The sequence below is a fragment of the Pseudochelatococcus lubricantis genome, assembly GCF_011762225.1.
Lineage (GTDB): Bacteria > Pseudomonadota > Alphaproteobacteria > Rhizobiales > Beijerinckiaceae > Pseudochelatococcus > Pseudochelatococcus lubricantis.
The window spans coordinates 201,032-216,793 of sequence record NZ_JAASQI010000002.1; the positions used below are offsets into that span (position 1 = coordinate 201,032).

Genomic DNA, 15,762 nt, shown 5'->3' on the forward strand with positions numbered 1-15,762 from the left:
TGAAGGACCGGGCCCGGGGGCGCCGCGCCTCAATTACCGGATCCCCTTGGAAATCGTCGCCAGCATCTCGTCGCCGGCCTGTATCACCTTCGAGTTCATCTCGTACGCACGCTGCGCGCTGATCAGCTCGGTGATTTCCTTCACCGGGTCGACATTCGACGCCTCCAGATAGGTTTGCTTGATGGTGCCGAAACCGGGATTGCCGGGGAGGCCGACCACAGGCGCACCCGACGTCAGCGTTTCTCGGAACAGGTTGCCGCCCAGCGGCTCCAGACCCACATCGTTGGCAAAGGTGGCGATGTTGATCTGTCCGAGGTCCTGCGGCACCCCGTTGTTGCCGACAAGGGCGACCACCTGGCCGGCCTCGCTGATGGTGATCTGGGTCGTGTCCTGCGGGATCGCGGCCAACGGCGACTCGATGACGTAACCGTCGAGCGTCACGAGCTGGCCGTTCTCGTTCTTGTTGAACGCGCCGGCGCGCGTGTAGAGAATCTCGTCGTTGGGCCCCGTGATCTGGAACCAGCCCCGCCCGACGACCGCGACGTCGAGTTCATTGCCGGTCTGCGTCAGCGCCCCCTGCTTGTGAACGTTGCGAATGGCGGTCACCTGCGTGCCGACGCCGAGCCGCGCGCCTTCCGGAACGGTCCCGTCCGCCGTCTGGTTCGGCACGCCGGGTATCCGAAGGCTCTGATAGAGCAGATCGGAGAACTCCGCGCGCGAGCGTTTGAAGCCCGTGGTGTTGATGTTCGCGATGTTGTTCGCGATCACTTCGACATTGATCTGTTGCGCGTTAGCACCTGTCGCCGCGATGGCCAGTATGCTCATGATGGTCCCTCCTCAGCGTGATATCCGGCGGAACGGCAACCACCCGGCCGACTGCGGCGTCGCATCCGGACGGCTTGATCTCATCCAGACCCTGCCCATAGTCACTGACAGCCTCTAGATCGTCATCCGGCTGATTTCCTGATAGGCGGCGACGGCCTTGTCCCTCACGGCGAGCGTTGTCTGCAGTGACCGTTCCGCCGTCAGGACCGCCTCGACGATCGCCTGTGTCGGCATGCGCCCCTCGATGCCGGCCACTGCCGCCGCCTCGCTCTTGCGCAGCGAGGTCGCGGCGTCGGTGACCAGCGAACCGAGCACGGCGGCGAAGTCAGCGGTGGCAGAGGCGGCGGTGGCCGCCGTGCGTCCCGCCTGAGGCAACCCCGCGACACCGTCCGACGCGCCGAACGCTCTGGTTGCCGTAATGCCGTTGACTGTTGCCGCCATCATGAGTTCCTCAGCAGATCGATGGTCATCGAGGACAGGGAGCGGGAGAACTTGACGACCTGCACGTTCGCCTCGTAAGAGCGAACGGCTTCCCGCAAGTCCGCCATCTCGACGAGCACGTTCACGTTGGGCACCTTGACATAGCCTTCGGTGTCCGCCCCCGGATGCCCCGGATCGAGGCGCATGCCGAATGGCGCCTTGTCCGTGCCGATGTCGCGCGTGCCGACGATCTCGACGCCGGTCGCGCGGTCCAGCTCCTGCCGGAAGGTGATCGTCTTGCGTCTGTAAGGGTTACCGCCCGGCGTCGATGCCGTCGCATCCGCATTGGCGATGTTTTCCGATACCACGCGCATGCGGGTGGACTGTGCCTGCATGGCGGCGGAGGCCATGCGGGAAGACAGGTCGAGCCAGTCGCGGTTCTGAACAGGGACGATCGTCATCCGGGCCCCCGCGCGCTGGACAGGATAAGCGAGTGAAACTTCTTCACGACGGACGTATTCAGGCTGTATTGCCGGGAGACGGAGCCCGCCTTGAGAAGTTCCTCCTCGATACTGACGGAATTGCCGGAGTGATGGATATCCGGGTTCCGTCCCTTTTCATCGCGCACGCGCGCCGCCTGCGACCGGGCCGGATCGGACCCGATATGGCCTTCCGCCGTGGTCGCCAGCCGCAGGGCCGTTCTGCCCAGCGTCGCTGCGAACGGCTCGATGTCCTGGGTGCGATAGCCGGGCGTATTCGCGTTGGCGACGTTGCGCGCGATTGCCGTCTGGCGGGTTGTCAGCCAGTCGGTCTGCCGCGAGGCAAGGTCAAACAAGTATAGTGGCTCCATATCCAGCTCCCGATAAGCGAGACTCGCGTCCGCGACAGCCCGTGCCGGGCGCGGACCATGTCTCACCATCCGTATCCAGCCTACGCGCACAACCTTGTCCGAACCTGTCGCCCGGTGCGCGTTTTCACCCCTGCTGGCCAGGATCGCCGCTTCAATGAAACGGGTGATGTTTCGGGTCACAATCGTGCGGCAGGTCGAACCCGCCGGACAGGCGTGCGGCGCAGAACGCAGCCGACAATTGGCCGAGAGCCTCGGCAGACCGGCCATAGGGCATGCTGCCGTCCGCCAGCGCCACGCCCGCGAAGTCGTTCGCGAGGTGCAGCAGGAAGGAGACGGCCACGAGTTCGTGCGCGAAGCGCATGCCGAACGAGACAGCGGGGGCAGCATCGTGGCGTCCCGCCGGATCGCGGCGTTCTGAGACGTGTGAGCCGAACGTGTAGCGAAGCGTGCCCGGCTTGAAGAACATCTCGGACGAGGATTCGATGATGTCGTTGATGGCGCCATGATTGCGGCTGGCGACGCTCGCGACCAGGAACGACCGGTCGACATAGCATAGGTCGACGATGAACGGCCTGATGTTATGGCAAATGAGCCGTTCGGCCTCATAGGCCTTGCCGGCCGGCCGCGTGGCCACGGGTCGGAAACGTTCTGGCGGGCTATTATGCATGACGGCCGTTGCGCTGATAGAGATAATGGAACAATTGGGCCACGGCCCGATAGAATTCGGGCGGGATGGACCGGTCGATCTCGACATTATCGTACATGGACCTTGCGAGAGCCTTGTCTTCGATGAGCGGGATATCGTGTTTCTGGGCGATCTCGCGGATGGCCAGCGCGATCAGGTCCTTTCCCTTGGCGAGCACGACCGGCGCGCCGCCCTCCTCGGGCACATAGCGCAGTGCGATCGCGAAATGCGTCGGGTTGGTAACGACCAGCGACGCATTGGGCACGGCGCTCATCATGCGCCGGCGCGAACGGTCCTGCGCGATGGAGCGCATGCGTGCTTTCATCAGCGGATCGCCCTCCGACTGGCGTAACTCGTCCTTGATCTCCTGGCGCGTCATGCGCAAATCCTTGCGCCATCTGAACCGCGACCAGACCAGGTCGGCGGCGACGAGTGCCACTGTCGCCACGCAGATCGCGGACACGAGGCGCATGGCCAGACCGAGAACGATTTCCGGGATCGCGCTGGGGTCGCTGAACATGGCATTCACGACGTGGTGCTGCTCCGAGTTCAGCAAAATGGTGCAGACGATGGTGATGATCAGCAGCTTGGCGACCGATTTGGCGAATTCCACCTGCCCCTGAAGCCCGAAGATGCGCTTGAAGCCGCCGGGCAGCGACAGCCGCGACCATTTGGGCTCAAGACGCCCCGGCGCGAACCGGGGTGGATTCTGCAACACGGACGCCAATATGCCGCCCACCATCAGAATGCAGACGATCGGCAGCAGGAACCCGCCGACACCTATGGCGACGAGCTGAAGCAGCGCGACCGCATCCCGCCCGGTGGTGAGGGAAATCGATTCCGGCGCATCGATGAAAAAGGCCAGGAAGCTGTTGAGGACGGCAACGGAATTGTAGATGAACAGATAAAGGATGATGCAGATGCCCATGATCGAGAAGAAAACAGCCATCTCTCGCGATTGAGGGACGTTCCCCTGCTCGATCGCGTCTTGTATTTTCTTTTCTGTCGGCTCCTCGGTCTTGCTGTCCGGATCCGCTGCCTCTGACATCGACTTTTCCGGCCTCCCACGTGGCGGAAGCTTTCGCCGACCGCGCCGGATCGGCAAGCCTTCTGCGATTATCTCTCCGGCGTCCTGCGGCGGTGCGACCCGCGCACGTTACTGCACGTACATTTCCTGCTCGCCGTCGGAGGCGAGATCGATCTCGCCGCGTCCGGCCATGTCGAGCGCGAGGTCCGTTATAAAGCGCCGCGCCTCAAGCACCTCCCGCTGGGCGATGGGCTGGCCACCTGCCAGTTCCGTCTCGACCGCCCGGCGTGACCGCGACGGCAACGCGCCAAGAGCCACCTCGCGGTAGGCCGCATCCGTGCCGCGCAGCGCGACGATGAGCCTTTCCACCGGAATGGCGTCGAACAGCGCCGACCGAGCGGCCGGCGTCAGCTTGACGATGTCGTCGAAGGTGAACAGCAGCCCCTTCAGGATCTCGGCAGACTTGGGGCGGTCGTGCGCGAGGCTTTGCAACATCTCCTCCATGTGATCGCGGTCCATCTTGTTGATGATGTCCGCCATCTTCGCATGGGTGTCGCTTCCCATGTTGCGGGAGAAATTCGTCATGAAGTCTTCGTGCAGGGTACTCTCGATCACCCGCAGGACTTCGTCCACGATCGGCTTGCACGCCAGCATGCGCCGGGTGACGTTGTTGCGCAGTTCCTGCGAGAAGTGCGTCATCACCTTGGCTGCGCACATCGGCTTCACTCGCGAGAGGATGAGTGCGATCGTCTGCGGATGCTCCTTCAGCAGATAGGTTGAAAGAACGGTTTCGGAAACACCCGAAATGCGCTCCCAGATGGACTGGCTGGAGTTGCCGAGAACGTCGGCCATGATGTCGGCGATCTGGTCGGGCGGCAGCACGCCGCTTAGCAGCTTCTCCACCTCATAGGCCGTGCCGAAGAGATGAGCGCCGGCCTGGAACTGTGCCGCGAACTCCTCCACGAGCTGCGCCTGCTGCGCAGGCGGAACCGACCCTAGCGCCGCCGCCGCGCGGGTGATCAGCTTGATTTCCTCGGACGTGAAGTGCTTGAGCAGACGCCCGGCCGCCGGGCTGCCGAGAGTGAGCAGGAGCGCGGCGACGCGATCGACACCCCGGGAAAGAGAGACAGTCTTGCGGGTTACCGTTCCCTGAACGCTCATCTTGCTTCACTCGACTAAAGCACCAAACCGGTGACGGATGCGGTTCCCCGGGAGGTTTGATGCCTGAACAGGAAAATAGAGCGGCGGCATGCTTCAGGTTCTCGGTCGCGGCCCCGCCGTATGAATTCTTCCCGGCGCGTCTCAGACCACTGCGTCATCGGTCGATGGCCCGACGATCTCGGTGAGCTGGACGCCAAACCGCGAGTTGTCGTCCTCGACGACGACGACTTCGCCGCGGGCGATTACCCGGCCGTTGACCACGACATCCACCGGCTCACCCACCCGGTGGTCGAGTGGCACAACCGCGCCGCGCCCAAGCTTCATCAGCGCGGCGACCGGCATCGTCGCCGAGCCGAGTACAACCTGTACGAGCACGGGAATCCGCTTGATCGTATCGAAACTGTGCAGCTCCCCGCCGCCGCCCGCCTTGCGGCGCTCGTCGTCGAGGGAGGAGAACTGATGGGGCATGAAGGCGTGCGTCCCGTCATCGGTGTCCGCTGCGTTCAGATCGTCTGCTTCCTCGGACATCGTACAAAATTCCCGTATCAAGACTCGTTGCGGTGCGTCCCGTGCAGGGGAACGCAACCTGAAAAACTGGGACCTTCCGGAAAACCGGATTCCGGATCAGTCGCCCGGTGATCCCCGGACGTCGAATTGCTCCGGAAAGCAGCTGCCGCTTCCAGGGGCCACGAAAGCTCAAATGCCAGCCGGAATAGAAAACAGGACAACTGAAGCATGTCGCGGCTCTATTTCCTGTTCTGAGGCTCCAGAGTGCCAGACGTTCCGATGGAATAAGGCCATGCAATCCAAATTTATATTTTACTGTAAATTGCATTCAAATCGATGGGCCGCCTTGAATGCAAACTGCTCTAACGGGACAGGATATCGTCGATGATGTCCTTCTTGTTGTCGATGACTTCCTCGATGCGCAGGCTGTAGGAGCCGTCGGATTTTCCCAGCAAGCACCTGAAGACGGGCTCGTCCTCGCTTTCGAGCGTTACCAGCGTTCGCGGGTTGGCCTGCAGCTGGATGGTCTGGCCGATGGCCAGAGTGGCGATTTCCTCCAGAGTCATGTAGCGCTTCTCAAGCACGGCCTGAAGCGACACCTCGGCGCGCTGTACCTCCGACTCGATCTGCTTGCTCCAGCGCGGGTCGCGCACGGTCGGCTCGCTGGTGATGACGCGGGACAGGTTCTGACGCATGGGTGTGAGGGCGGATTGCGGGATGACGACGAACATCTCGCCGCCGCTGTTCAGCGCCTGGACCAGGAACTTCGCCACCACGGACTGGCTGTTGCGCCGTCCTATGACGGCAAAGTCCATGCGCGTCTCGCTCCGCTCCAGCTTGAACTGGGTATCGGTGACGAGGGCGAAGGCCGTTCTCAGCGCCTTGCTGATCTGCTCGAACATCATGGTCGCGACGCGGGTCTCAATGGTCGAGAAAGGCCGCTCGTCGTCGATGGGCGGCTCGGTGCCGTCGGCACCGAGCAGAACTTCCGTCATCGTGAAAATGAAGTCGCGGTCGAAACCGACCAGCACCTGGTTGTCCCACTGCACGGCCTGAAAGACTCCGGCGATGGCGTTGGACTCATACATTTCGAGAATATCGTTGATCCGGCCGCTTTCGATCGTGCTCAGCGAGCAATAGGCAGGCGAGGCCGCAAGATGGCGGAAGTCGTCCACCCAGATCGTCGACATGCGGTCGAAGATGACGTGCAGCATCGGCAGCCTGTCTAGAGACAGGCCGGTCGAGTCCAGCAGGCGGTCGCGCCCCTTGCTTTCGGACGAGGCGTTCCACGCGCCGTCCATTCTCACGCAGCCTCCTGCTGGGTCTGCTCCGCGTCAGCGGGCCTGCCCCCGCCCGGCGACATCAGCGCGCTCTCAACGTCGTCGATGGACGGCCGCTCGTAGGAGCTGATCGACTTGCGGCCGTGCTCCAGCGCGACCTGTGGCATAGCCCCGTTCATGAACGCCACGAGCGCCTGCTTCACGATCTGGTAGGGCTGGATCTGCTTCTCGCGAGTCGCCTTGATCTTTGCGGCGAGGGGCGAGAAGATGCCGTAGGAGGCGAAAATGCCGGTGAAGGTGCCGACGAGCGCCGCTCCCAACAGTGCACCCAGCAGGGCGGGCGCCTGATCGATCGCCCCCATCGCCTTGATGATTCCGAGCACGGCAGCCACGATGCCGAGCGCGGGCAGCCCTTCCGCCACGCTCGTCATGCTATGAAAAGGCTTCAGTGTATTGCGGCGGATCGTGGTGATCTCCTCGTCCATAAGCGCGTCGAGTTCATGCGGCTTGATGTTGCCGATGACAATGAGGCGCACATAGTCGCAGATGTAGTTGGTCAGTTCCTTGTCTGCGAGAATCGTCGGAAAACCGGCGAACACTGTCGAATTTCCGGGATCGTCGACATGCGTCTCGATCTCGTTGCGCGGTCGCGTGCGGACGAGCCGCATCAGCCCGAACAGCAGCCCGAGCAGGGCGAGATGATCCTGCCGCCGGGGCACCTTTCCCAGCAGCGCCTCGATCGTCGCGCGTCCGGTATCGATCTGCACTCTCCAAGGATGGGCGACGATGAAGGCGCCCACGGCCATCCCGAAAATGATGACAAATTCCCACGGCTGCCAGATCACGCCGACATGGCCGCCCATCGCCACGAAGCCGCCGAGCATGGAGCCTATGGCCACAAGCAAGCCTATGACAAATCCCATGGACCATACTCCTCGTCCAGCCGCTTCCGGACATGGCCGGCCGGATAGCATTATGACGGCAAGCTTGCGCGAGGCTGGACAGCCGGGCCGCGACGGCGGGCGAGCAGGACAGCTACGCGAAAGCTTGGTGCGGTAAGCCGGGATGAACGGGCGCCGGTGTCGCCGGTCCAGCAGCGGGGTCTCTCGTGGTCGGATTGCAGTCGTCGTATCTGAACTATCAGGTTGTAGTCCGGGATCTGGACAGGTCGCTGGCACGGAAGGCGGCGGAGCCCGCGCTCGCGCGCGACGTTGCCCGTTTCACGGAGGCTGCTGCCGATATCCGGTCCGTCGATGACCTGTTCGACGACGACAGGACTTACGGCTTCGCGGTCAAGGCCTACGGCATGGACGAGCTGTTGTACGCGCGGGCGCTGATACGCAGGGTCGTCAGCGAGGGAACGGGATCGGACAGCTATGCCGGGAGGCTGGCCGACAGCCGCTATCTCGATCTGGCCGGCGCATTCCAGGTGACCGACTCCGGCCGGGCGCCGCCCGTTCTTCAGGCTTCGGCTCTGACGGTGGCGCAACGCTATCGCGACAATCTCGACGGCATCGGCAAGCGTGGTTCCGGGAAAGCCGAGGAGCGGATTCTCGAATACAGAATCGAGATGGACAAGCTCAAGGATTTCGATGCATTCCTGAATAGCGATCTTGCGCTGACTTTTACTTTGCGCGCTTTCGGCCTCGACCGGCAGGCGCTTCAGCCTGGCGAGGTTCGCAAAGTCGTGACCGACGAGATGGCCGCGCGTGCTGCCGGAGGTTCCGGCGCCTACATCTCGGGTCTCGATACGGTCGGTATCGACGACGCGGATGGCCGCTACAGGTTTGGCCGGTTCATTGATGCGTTTCTGGCATCCGGCGGCGCCGAGGGGCAGGAGGCAGTGATCGCCAGTTACCGTATGGAGGCGCCGAAGTTTGGCGAACGGCTTGCCGCGGGCGTGGATGACGATATCGTCGCTTTCTACGAGGGTCTCGACAAGATCAAGGTTGCCGACGACCTGGCGGGCAACTGGCAGACGTTGTCGGTCGGTTTGCGTGCCTTCGATCTCGAACATCTGATCGGGCAGGAAAAGGCGATCGTTGCCGCGCTCAAGGGCGATGCGCGGGCGCTGTCGCTGACGAACGCGGCGGACCGCGCGAATTTCGAGGCCTTCAGCGCGGTGTTTGCTTTCGAGCGCGACGGGACGCCGACCGTCGCACCGCTGGTGCGCGACGTGGAGAAGACGGTGCAGGCCTATATCCGCCAGACGCTGGAAGTCGATATCGGCAATGAGGACACCAACGTCCGCCTCGCGCTCTACTTCCAGCGCAAGGCCGAGGGCATCAAGTCGTTTTACGACATTCTCGGCGATGAGGCGCTTGCGGAGGTTGTGCGTACGGCCTTCGGCGTTCCGCCGGAAACGGCGGCCTCCGACCTCGATGCGCAGGTGCGCATGATGGAGCGGCACATCGGCATCGCGGATTTTCAGGATCCGGAAAAGGTTGAGAAGCTGATCTCGCGCTTCCTGCTGCTGGCGGAGTCGAATACGGCTGCTGCGTCCGCGCCGGTCCTGTCGCTCTTCGGCGGCGGCTCCGGGCTCGCGGATATCAGCTATGATCTGCTTCAGGCGCGCCAGAGCCTGGGACGGTGAGGGCGAAATGCAATCGGGACTGTATGTAACCTTGTCCGGCCAAGTCGCGCTGGAACGCCACTTGACCGCCGTGGCGAACAACATCGCCAACATCAACACGTCGGGCTTCCGTGCCGAGGGCACGACGTTCGAGAGCGTGCTGTCGCGCACGGGGCCCGTGCCGGTAGCATTCGCCGGCAGCGGCAAGATGTTCCTGTCGCGGCAACCGGGTCTGCTGACGCAGACCGGCAATCCGCTCGATCTTGCCGTCAGGGGTGATGCGTGGTTCGCGGTGCAGACGCCGGCTGGCGTGCGCTACAGCCGCGACGGCCGGCTGACGATGACCGACATGGGCGATATCGTGACGGTGACCGGGCATCCCCTGCTGGACCAGGGCGGCGCGCCGCTCGCCGTCGATCCGCTGGGCGGTGACATATCGGTGGCGCCGGACGGCGCTGTTTCGCAGGGCGGCGCGGTCGTCGGCGCCGTCGGGCTGTTCCAGATCGCGCCGGGGGCCGATCTGCGCCGCGCCTCCGGCGGGGCCGTGGCTGCCGACCCGAGCGCCGTGGTCCCGGTCGAGGATTTCGTCAACACGGGTATTGCACAGGGATACATTGAAGAGTCGAACGTCAATCCCGTCATGGAGATGACGCGGCTCATCGCGGTCCAGCGCCGGTTCGAGCAGGCGGCGACCGCTTCCGGCACGATGGAAAATACACTGGACCAGACCATCCGCGATCTCGGGCCGGCGTCCTGATAGACTGCTCATGAGTCCAGTCGCTGCTCCCCTCATGACAGAGACGCCCGTTGCCGGCGGGCGCACCATCCTTGCCAGGCTGGAGCAGGTTGCCGCCGCCTGCGACCGGGACATTCCCCTCGTGCGCATCGGCGGCTCCATCCTGGAAGTCACGACGGCCTATTGCCGTGTCGCGGGGCTTTCGCGGCAGGTGCGGCTGGGGGATCGCGTCGTTTTCGAGGAAGGCGGACTTCCGGGAGAGGTTGTGCGTATCGACGAGGCGGGCGCCACGATCAAGCCCTTCGGCAACCGTGTCGAGGCGCCGATCGGCTCCGGTGTGTTCCACCACGGGGCCATGACGGTACGTCCAGACGCGAGTTGGAAAGGGCGCGTCCTCAACGCCTTCTGCGAGTCCATCGATGGCGGCGGCATGCTGGCGGTGGGCGAGCGCGAGATGCCGGTCGATACGCCGCCGCCGGCGGCGCTTTCCCGCGCCCGCGTGACGACGCCGCTGCGGACGGGCGTGCGCCTGCTCGATCTGTTCACGCCGCTGTGTTTCGGGCAGCGCATCGGCATCTTCGCCGGCTCGGGTGTCGGCAAGTCGACCCTCCTCGGCATGTTGGCGCGTGCCCGGGTGTTCGATACGGTCGTGGTGGCGCTGGTGGGCGAACGCGGGCGGGAGGTGCGCGAATTTCTGGAGGGGCCGCTGGCGGAAAACCGTGCCCGTGCGGTCGTCATCGTCTCGACAGGTGACGAAAGCCCGATGATGCGGCGGATGGCGCCGCGCACAGCGATGGCGGTGGCGGAATATTTCAGGGATCGCGGCGAGGCCGTGCTGATGGTCGTGGACTCGGTCACGCGCTATGCGCATGCCGCGCGCGACGTGGCGCTGGCGGCGGGCGAGCCGGCGGTGGCGCGCGGCTACGCGCCCAGCGTCTTCAGCGATCTGCCCCGGCTGCTGGAGCGCGCGGGGCCGGGTTTCGAGGGCGGCGGCACGATCACGGGCATCTTTGCCGTGCTCGTCGATGGCGACGACCATAACGATCCCGTCGCGGACAACATCCGCGGCACGCTCGACGGCCACATCGTTCTCGACCGCGGCATCGCGGATCAGGGCCGCTATCCAGCCGGCAACGTGCTGAGTTCGATCTCGCGCCTCGCGACCCTGTCGTGGACGCCGGAGCAGCGTAACCTGCTGCGCCGGATGCGAGCCATGATCGCGCGTTTCGAGGACACGCGCGACCTGCGTCTCGTCGGCGGCTACCAGCCGGGGCTCGACGCGGAACTCGATCAGGCGGTGGCGCTGGTGCCGCGCATCTACGAGGCGCTGCGGCAGGATTTCGACTCGCCGACGAGCGAGGACCCGTTTCAGGAACTGGCCGACGCGCTGCGCGCCGAATAGGGCCGTGGTCACCGGTTATCGACTTTTCACCGTGGTGAGCCTCGCGCAAGGCACATGGTGTTGATTGACCGTGCGCGAACGATCGGCAACGGAGCTGTCCATGAGCATCATGCAAACTGCGACGTCGGGGATGAAGGCTCAGGCGAACCGGCTGGCCACGGTCGGCGACAACATCGCCAATGCCTCGACCACCGGCTACAAGAAGGTATCGACGGAGTTTGCGCCGCTCGTGCTGCCGTCGAGTTCGAGCAGTTTCAACTCCGGCGGCGTGGAAACCACCGTCAGGCGCTCGGTCAGCCTGGAGGGCGGGTTGAACTCCACTACGTCGACGACCGATCTGGCGCTGCGCGGCAACGGCTTCTTCGTCGTCGAGGATTCCAGTGGCGCCCGGTACATGACGCGGGCGGGCTCCTTCGTGCCCAATGCCGAGGGCTATCTCGTGAACGCGGCCGGTTATTACCTGACTGGCTATCAATTGCGGGACGGCGATGCCAGTGTGGTGCTCAACAGCCTGAACGGCGGCGAGCGCATCAATGTCAACAATATCAACATGCAGGCCACGCCGACCACAGAGGGCGTTTTCGCAGCGAACCTCAACGGGCGGGGCGATGTCCCCGCTGTAGCGGCGGCAAGCCTGCCGAGTGCTAATGTGACAACTTCCACCTTTACCTCGAAGTCGTCGATGGTTGTCTACGATAACCTCGGCGGCGACGTCATGATCGATATCTACTTTACGAAGACCGGCGTTAACACGTGGGAAATGAGCATCTTCAATCAGGCCGCAGCAACGGGCGGCGGATTTCCGTATACGGGCGGGGCTCTCGTCACCACGAATCTCACATTCAGCGGCACGACCGGCGCTATTACCGCGCCGGCTTCTGCGCAAACGGCGTTCACGGTGCCTGGCGGTCAGCCGACAACTGTCGACCTCTCCGGCCTTACCCAGCTCAAGTCGGATTACACGCCGCTTGAGCCGGAGTTCAACGGCAATGCACCGAGCACGACGACGGGCGTGAGCATCAGCGCTGATGGTATCGTTTCGTTCGCGATGAAGAACGGTTCGACGATCGATGCCTACCGCATCGCCCTCGCCGACGTGCCGAGCCCCGATAATCTGACGGCGCTCTCGGGCGGTGTTTTTCAGGCGAACTACGATTCGGGTAATCCGCAAGTCGGCTTCCCGGGACAGGGCGGGCTGGGCGCCATCCGCACATCGGCTCTGGAGGCGTCGAACGTCGATCTTGCGGACGAACTGGCAACCATGATCGAGGCCCAGCGTAACTATACCGCCAATTCCAAGGTGTTTCAGACCGGGGCGGAGGTGCTCGAAGTTCTGGTGAATCTGAAACGTTGACCGGCGTGGTTGAGCGTGGCGCGGGTCGCGATGCGGATGGTTCGCCGGGTATGGCCGTGTGTCGCCGGCATGGTCTGGAGGTTGTGAGGTCATGAGTCTGGATGCAGCCCTGAATGCCGCGCAGCTGTCGCTTTCGGCCAATTCGAAGCGCATCATGGTTTCCGCGCTCAATGTAGCCGGCGCCAATGATCCCAACTATTCGCGCAAGCTGTCGCCGCTGGTCATGGAGAACGGCGGCGTTTACGCCGCCGGCCCCACACGGGCGGGCGACACTCGGCTTTACGAGCGCTATCTTGAGGCGACCTCGGCTTCCGCCCGCGACGGGGCGCTGCTCTCCGGGTACATGCGCCTGTCGGACACGGTCGGTGATACGTCAGCGGGGACGTCGCTCGTCGCGCGGCTCGGCGCGCTGACAGACGCGCTGACCGAATATGCCAACGCGCCCGGCGACGACAATCTGGCCCGTGCAGCCGTGACCGGAGCCAGGGATCTGGCGGTCGCTCTCAACGACGCGGCCTCGGTCGTCAACGAAGTGCGCAGCGGGGCGGCGGAGGAGATCAAGACTTCCGTGGGGCGGATCAATACCTTGTTACAGGAGTTCAGGCAGGTGAATGCCCGTGTCGTACACGGTTCGGTCGCTGGCTCGGACGTTACCGACGATCTCGACCGCCGTGACGCTCTTGTCGCCCAGTTGGCAGGGGAGGTTGGCGTGTCCATCGTGACGCGCGCCAACAATGACATGGTGCTCTATACGGACGGCGGCGTGACGCTGTTCGAGACGACTGCCCGGGAGGTGCGGGCGGAAGTCGGCGGGGGAACCGCCCGTGTGTTCATCGATGGCGTGCAGGTGGCTGGCGATGCACCGCAGATGCCTTCGAAGAGCGGAAAGCTGGTTGGTTTGACGGAACTGCATAACGAGGTCGTCAAGGATTATGGGGCGCAGCTCGACACGTTGGCGTTCGGGCTGATCCAGGCGTTTCGGGAAGTCGATCCGGCGGCTTCAGGGGCGGATCTTCAGGGACTTTTCGTGGGCGGGGGCGGTTCTGCCGCGCTGCCGGCTTCGGCGGGCGGACTTGCGGGCACGATCGCCATCAACGCGGCCGTCGATTCCAGGGCTTCCGGCGATCCGGGCAAACTGCGCGACGGCATCAATTACTCCTATAATACAGAAAGCGCTCCGGCTTATGCCGACCAGCTCTTTGGCCTGCTCGGTCAGCTCGGCGATACGGCCGTCGCCGGGCTCGGCGGCAAGAGGCCGCTCGATTACGCAGCCGCGACCGTCAGTTGGGTGGAGAGCGGCCGGAAAGCGGCTTACTCGGCCGCCGAGTCGAACGGGGCCGTCGTGCAACTCGTCACGACCTCGCTGTCGAATGCGCGCGGGGTGGACATCAACGAAGAAACGGCATTGCAGCTTGAGCTGGAACGGCTGTTCGCCGCCTCCGCGCAGCTGATTTCCGTCGTCGACAATATGTTCCAGAGCCTGCTGAATGCCGTGAGGTAAGGCCATGTCCGCGAATTTCGTATCCACCTATAACCTGTTGAACGGCCCGCGCCTTTACGCCCGAAACGCGCAGGCCGAAATCGCGCGTCTCGGCAAGGAGATCGTCACGGAGCGGCATGCGGATGTCGGCCTCGTTCTGGGCGCGAAGACGGGCCATGCCGCCATCCTGCATCAGGAGGCCGGCCGCATCGGCACGCTCATGATCTCGAACGGCGTCGCCGCCGGGCGGCTCGATGTCACGCAAGCGGTGATCACCGAGCTGCGCGAGACGGCGGATTCGATGCTGTCGACACTGACGGGCCTGCCGACCAACTCCCTGGGGTCCGCAACGATAGAGGGCGAAGCCGGCCGTAATCTGGCGGCGCTGATCGACAAGCTGAATTCGTCCTTCGCAGGTGCGCGGCTGTTCGGCGGCATCAAGACGGATACGGCGCCGATGAAGAACGGGGCGGACGCCGTCGCGGTAGCTTTCGACGGCTATGTCACGGGTCTGGGTGCTCCTGTCAGCGGGGTGACCGCGGCGCAGTTCGAGACATTCCTGTCGAGCGCCGCGTTCAGCGGCCTGTTTACCGCAGCAGGGTGGGAGACGAACTGGTCCGCTGCATCCGATACCAACATCAGCACCCGGATTTCGGCGACGGAAACCATCGAAACATCCGTCAATGCCAACGCCAGGGCGTTTCAGCAACTGACACAGGCCTATGCCGTGCTCGGCGCGCTTCCGTCGTCCGGCCTGAATGAAAGCGCCTTCAAGACCGCCGTCTCCCACGCCATCGCACAGCTTGGCGAGGCGGTGAACGGGCTGACGATCATGCAAGCCGACCTCGGCGGGGCTCAGACGCGCATCAAGACCGTGAACGAGCGGCTCAAGACACAGGAGACACTGGTGACGGAAAACCTGAGGTCGCTCGAAGGGGTCGATGCGACGGAGGCGAAAGTGGCATCTGACGCATTCGAGCTGCAACTGAACCTGTCATATGCCCTGACGGCGCGGCTGCAAAACCTCAGTCTTCTCAAATACCTGTAGCGTATAGCCGGATGCCGGATCTCATCGACGCATTATGGAAATTGTTTCGCACAGGATCATGAACATGTACATGCTTTCTTACGGCGAAATGATGGAGAACGATCCGTTGTCCATCCGTTCGAGCGAGCGCCAGGCGTTCGATATCGTTATCGAGCTGCTGGAGGACGGCGCCCGGCATGGCCCGGGGTCTGCGCAAAACGAATTGGCGCTCACCCGGGTAGCCGAGCTTTGGCAGTTTCTGATCGATGACCTCATCAATCCGGACAACGCCCTCCCGGAGGAGCTGCGCGGGTCGCTGATCTCGATCGGCGGATGGATTTTACAGGAATCGCAACGGATTCGTTTTGGCGACGCGGGCGATGTCTCGGGCCTCATCAGCGTCAACAGGATCGTTCGCGACGGATTAAAGTAAAAG

At 63.7% G+C, this 15,762-nt stretch carries 17 protein-coding genes; 7 read left to right on the top strand and 10 right to left on the bottom strand.

The window, feature by feature from the left end; translation table 11 throughout:
- Positions 1 to 33: 33 nt before the first annotated feature.
- The 10 genes from flgG to motA all read right to left on the bottom strand — a co-directional run bounded on the left by flgG (position 34) and on the right by motA (position 7,678).
- Positions 34 to 825, bottom strand: coding sequence for a flagellar basal-body rod protein FlgG (gene flgG, locus FHS82_RS04640; RefSeq protein ID WP_166949319.1), 792 nt, complete (start codon positions 823 to 825; stop codon positions 34 to 36).
- Positions 826 to 939: 114 nt separating this feature from the next.
- Positions 940 to 1,266: a flagellar hook-basal body complex protein FliE gene (gene fliE / locus FHS82_RS04645; protein ID WP_246225077.1), complete on the bottom strand. Its 327-nt coding sequence runs from the start codon at positions 1,264 to 1,266 to the stop codon at positions 940 to 942.
- Entirely contained in the window at positions 1,266 to 1,706 is a 441-nt protein-coding gene (flgC, locus tag FHS82_RS04650; RefSeq protein ID WP_166949323.1) for a flagellar basal body rod protein FlgC, read from the bottom strand. The genes fliE and flgC overlap by 1 nt, the downstream gene beginning before the upstream one ends.
- On the bottom strand, positions 1,703 to 2,095 hold the full coding sequence (gene flgB, locus FHS82_RS04655) for a flagellar basal body rod protein FlgB (RefSeq protein ID WP_166949325.1): 393 nt from the start codon (positions 2,093 to 2,095) through the stop codon (positions 1,703 to 1,705). The genes flgC and flgB overlap by 4 nt, the downstream gene beginning before the upstream one ends.
- 151 nt (positions 2,096 to 2,246) lie before the next feature.
- Positions 2,247 to 2,729 (bottom strand): hypothetical protein, encoded by a 483-nt coding sequence (locus FHS82_RS04660; RefSeq protein WP_166949327.1) that lies wholly within the window; start codon positions 2,727 to 2,729, stop codon positions 2,247 to 2,249.
- 25 nt (positions 2,730 to 2,754) lie between these two features.
- Entirely contained in the window at positions 2,755 to 3,828 is a 1,074-nt protein-coding gene (gene flhB, locus FHS82_RS04665) for a flagellar biosynthesis protein FlhB (protein ID WP_166949329.1), read from the bottom strand.
- A gap of 108 nt (positions 3,829 to 3,936) precedes the next feature.
- Positions 3,937 to 4,968 (bottom strand): flagellar motor switch protein FliG, encoded by a 1,032-nt coding sequence (locus FHS82_RS04670; RefSeq protein WP_166949331.1) that lies wholly within the window; start codon positions 4,966 to 4,968, stop codon positions 3,937 to 3,939.
- Positions 4,969 to 5,109: 141 nt separating this feature from the next.
- Positions 5,110 to 5,496 (bottom strand): flagellar motor switch protein FliN, encoded by a 387-nt coding sequence (fliN, locus tag FHS82_RS04675; RefSeq protein WP_166949333.1) that lies wholly within the window; start codon positions 5,494 to 5,496, stop codon positions 5,110 to 5,112.
- Between the two features lie 341 nt (positions 5,497 to 5,837).
- Complete coding sequence (locus FHS82_RS04680; protein WP_166950213.1) at positions 5,838 to 6,776, bottom strand: flagellar motor switch protein FliM; 939 nt, start codon at positions 6,774 to 6,776, stop codon at positions 5,838 to 5,840.
- A 2-nt stretch (positions 6,777 to 6,778) separates the two neighbouring features.
- On the bottom strand, positions 6,779 to 7,678 hold the full coding sequence (motA, locus tag FHS82_RS04685) for a flagellar motor stator protein MotA (protein WP_166949335.1): 900 nt from the start codon (positions 7,676 to 7,678) through the stop codon (positions 6,779 to 6,781).
- A 185-nt stretch (positions 7,679 to 7,863) separates the two neighbouring features.
- On the opposite strand from motA, the gene FHS82_RS04690 reads away from it, so the two are divergent.
- From FHS82_RS04690 to flaF, 7 genes are all read left to right on the top strand, one after another.
- Positions 7,864 to 9,348 carry a DUF1217 domain-containing protein gene (locus FHS82_RS04690; RefSeq protein ID WP_166949338.1) on the top strand — a complete coding sequence of 495 codons (1,485 nt, stop codon included), beginning with the start codon at positions 7,864 to 7,866 and terminating at the stop codon, positions 9,346 to 9,348.
- A gap of 7 nt (positions 9,349 to 9,355) precedes the next feature.
- Positions 9,356 to 10,084 carry a flagellar basal-body rod protein FlgF gene (flgF, locus tag FHS82_RS04695; protein WP_166949341.1) on the top strand — a complete coding sequence of 243 codons (729 nt, stop codon included), beginning with the start codon at positions 9,356 to 9,358 and terminating at the stop codon, positions 10,082 to 10,084.
- Between the two features lie 10 nt (positions 10,085 to 10,094).
- A complete protein-coding gene (gene fliI, locus FHS82_RS04700; RefSeq protein ID WP_246225081.1) occupies positions 10,095 to 11,465 on the top strand; it encodes a flagellar protein export ATPase FliI in 1,371 nt (456 codons plus the stop codon).
- A gap of 100 nt (positions 11,466 to 11,565) precedes the next feature.
- On the top strand, positions 11,566 to 12,819 hold the full coding sequence (locus tag FHS82_RS04705) for a flagellar hook protein FlgE (RefSeq protein ID WP_343042509.1): 1,254 nt from the start codon (positions 11,566 to 11,568) through the stop codon (positions 12,817 to 12,819).
- Between the two features lie 91 nt (positions 12,820 to 12,910).
- The gene (flgK, locus tag FHS82_RS04710) at positions 12,911 to 14,320 is read left to right on the top strand and encodes a flagellar hook-associated protein FlgK (RefSeq protein ID WP_166949343.1); all 1,410 of its coding nucleotides are present in this window, start codon (positions 12,911 to 12,913) and stop codon (positions 14,318 to 14,320) included.
- A gap of 4 nt (positions 14,321 to 14,324) precedes the next feature.
- Positions 14,325 to 15,347 carry a flagellar hook-associated family protein gene (locus FHS82_RS04715; RefSeq protein ID WP_166949345.1) on the top strand — a complete coding sequence of 341 codons (1,023 nt, stop codon included), beginning with the start codon at positions 14,325 to 14,327 and terminating at the stop codon, positions 15,345 to 15,347.
- A gap of 64 nt (positions 15,348 to 15,411) precedes the next feature.
- Positions 15,412 to 15,759: a flagellar biosynthesis regulator FlaF gene (gene flaF / locus FHS82_RS04720; protein WP_166949346.1), complete on the top strand. Its 348-nt coding sequence runs from the start codon at positions 15,412 to 15,414 to the stop codon at positions 15,757 to 15,759.
- Positions 15,760 to 15,762 lie beyond the last annotated feature (3 nt).

Coding starts and splice junctions, on each gene's coding strand:
- flgG (WP_166949319.1), bottom strand. CDS start 825: ATGAGCATACTGGCCATCGCGGCGACAGGTGCTAACGCGCAACAGATC.
- fliE (WP_246225077.1), bottom strand. CDS start 1,266: ATGGCGGCAACAGTCAACGGCATTACGGCAACCAGAGCGTTCGGCGCG.
- flgC (WP_166949323.1), bottom strand. CDS start 1,706: ATGACGATCGTCCCTGTTCAGAACCGCGACTGGCTCGACCTGTCTTCC.
- flgB (WP_166949325.1), bottom strand. CDS start 2,095: ATGGAGCCACTATACTTGTTTGACCTTGCCTCGCGGCAGACCGACTGG.
- flhB (WP_166949329.1), bottom strand. CDS start 3,828: ATGTCAGAGGCAGCGGATCCGGACAGCAAGACCGAGGAGCCGACAGAA.
- FHS82_RS04670 (WP_166949331.1), bottom strand. CDS start 4,968: ATGAGCGTTCAGGGAACGGTAACCCGCAAGACTGTCTCTCTTTCCCGG.
- fliN (WP_166949333.1), bottom strand. CDS start 5,496: ATGTCCGAGGAAGCAGACGATCTGAACGCAGCGGACACCGATGACGGG.
- FHS82_RS04680 (WP_166950213.1), bottom strand. CDS start 6,776: ATGGACGGCGCGTGGAACGCCTCGTCCGAAAGCAAGGGGCGCGACCGC.
- motA (WP_166949335.1), bottom strand. CDS start 7,678: ATGGGATTTGTCATAGGCTTGCTTGTGGCCATAGGCTCCATGCTCGGC.
- flgF (WP_166949341.1), top strand. CDS start 9,356: ATGCAATCGGGACTGTATGTAACCTTGTCCGGCCAAGTCGCGCTGGAA.
- fliI (WP_246225081.1), top strand. CDS start 10,095: ATGAGTCCAGTCGCTGCTCCCCTCATGACAGAGACGCCCGTTGCCGGC.
- FHS82_RS04705 (WP_343042509.1), top strand. CDS start 11,566: ATGAGCATCATGCAAACTGCGACGTCGGGGATGAAGGCTCAGGCGAAC.
- flgK (WP_166949343.1), top strand. CDS start 12,911: ATGAGTCTGGATGCAGCCCTGAATGCCGCGCAGCTGTCGCTTTCGGCC.
- FHS82_RS04715 (WP_166949345.1), top strand. CDS start 14,325: ATGTCCGCGAATTTCGTATCCACCTATAACCTGTTGAACGGCCCGCGC.
- flaF (WP_166949346.1), top strand. CDS start 15,412: ATGTACATGCTTTCTTACGGCGAAATGATGGAGAACGATCCGTTGTCC.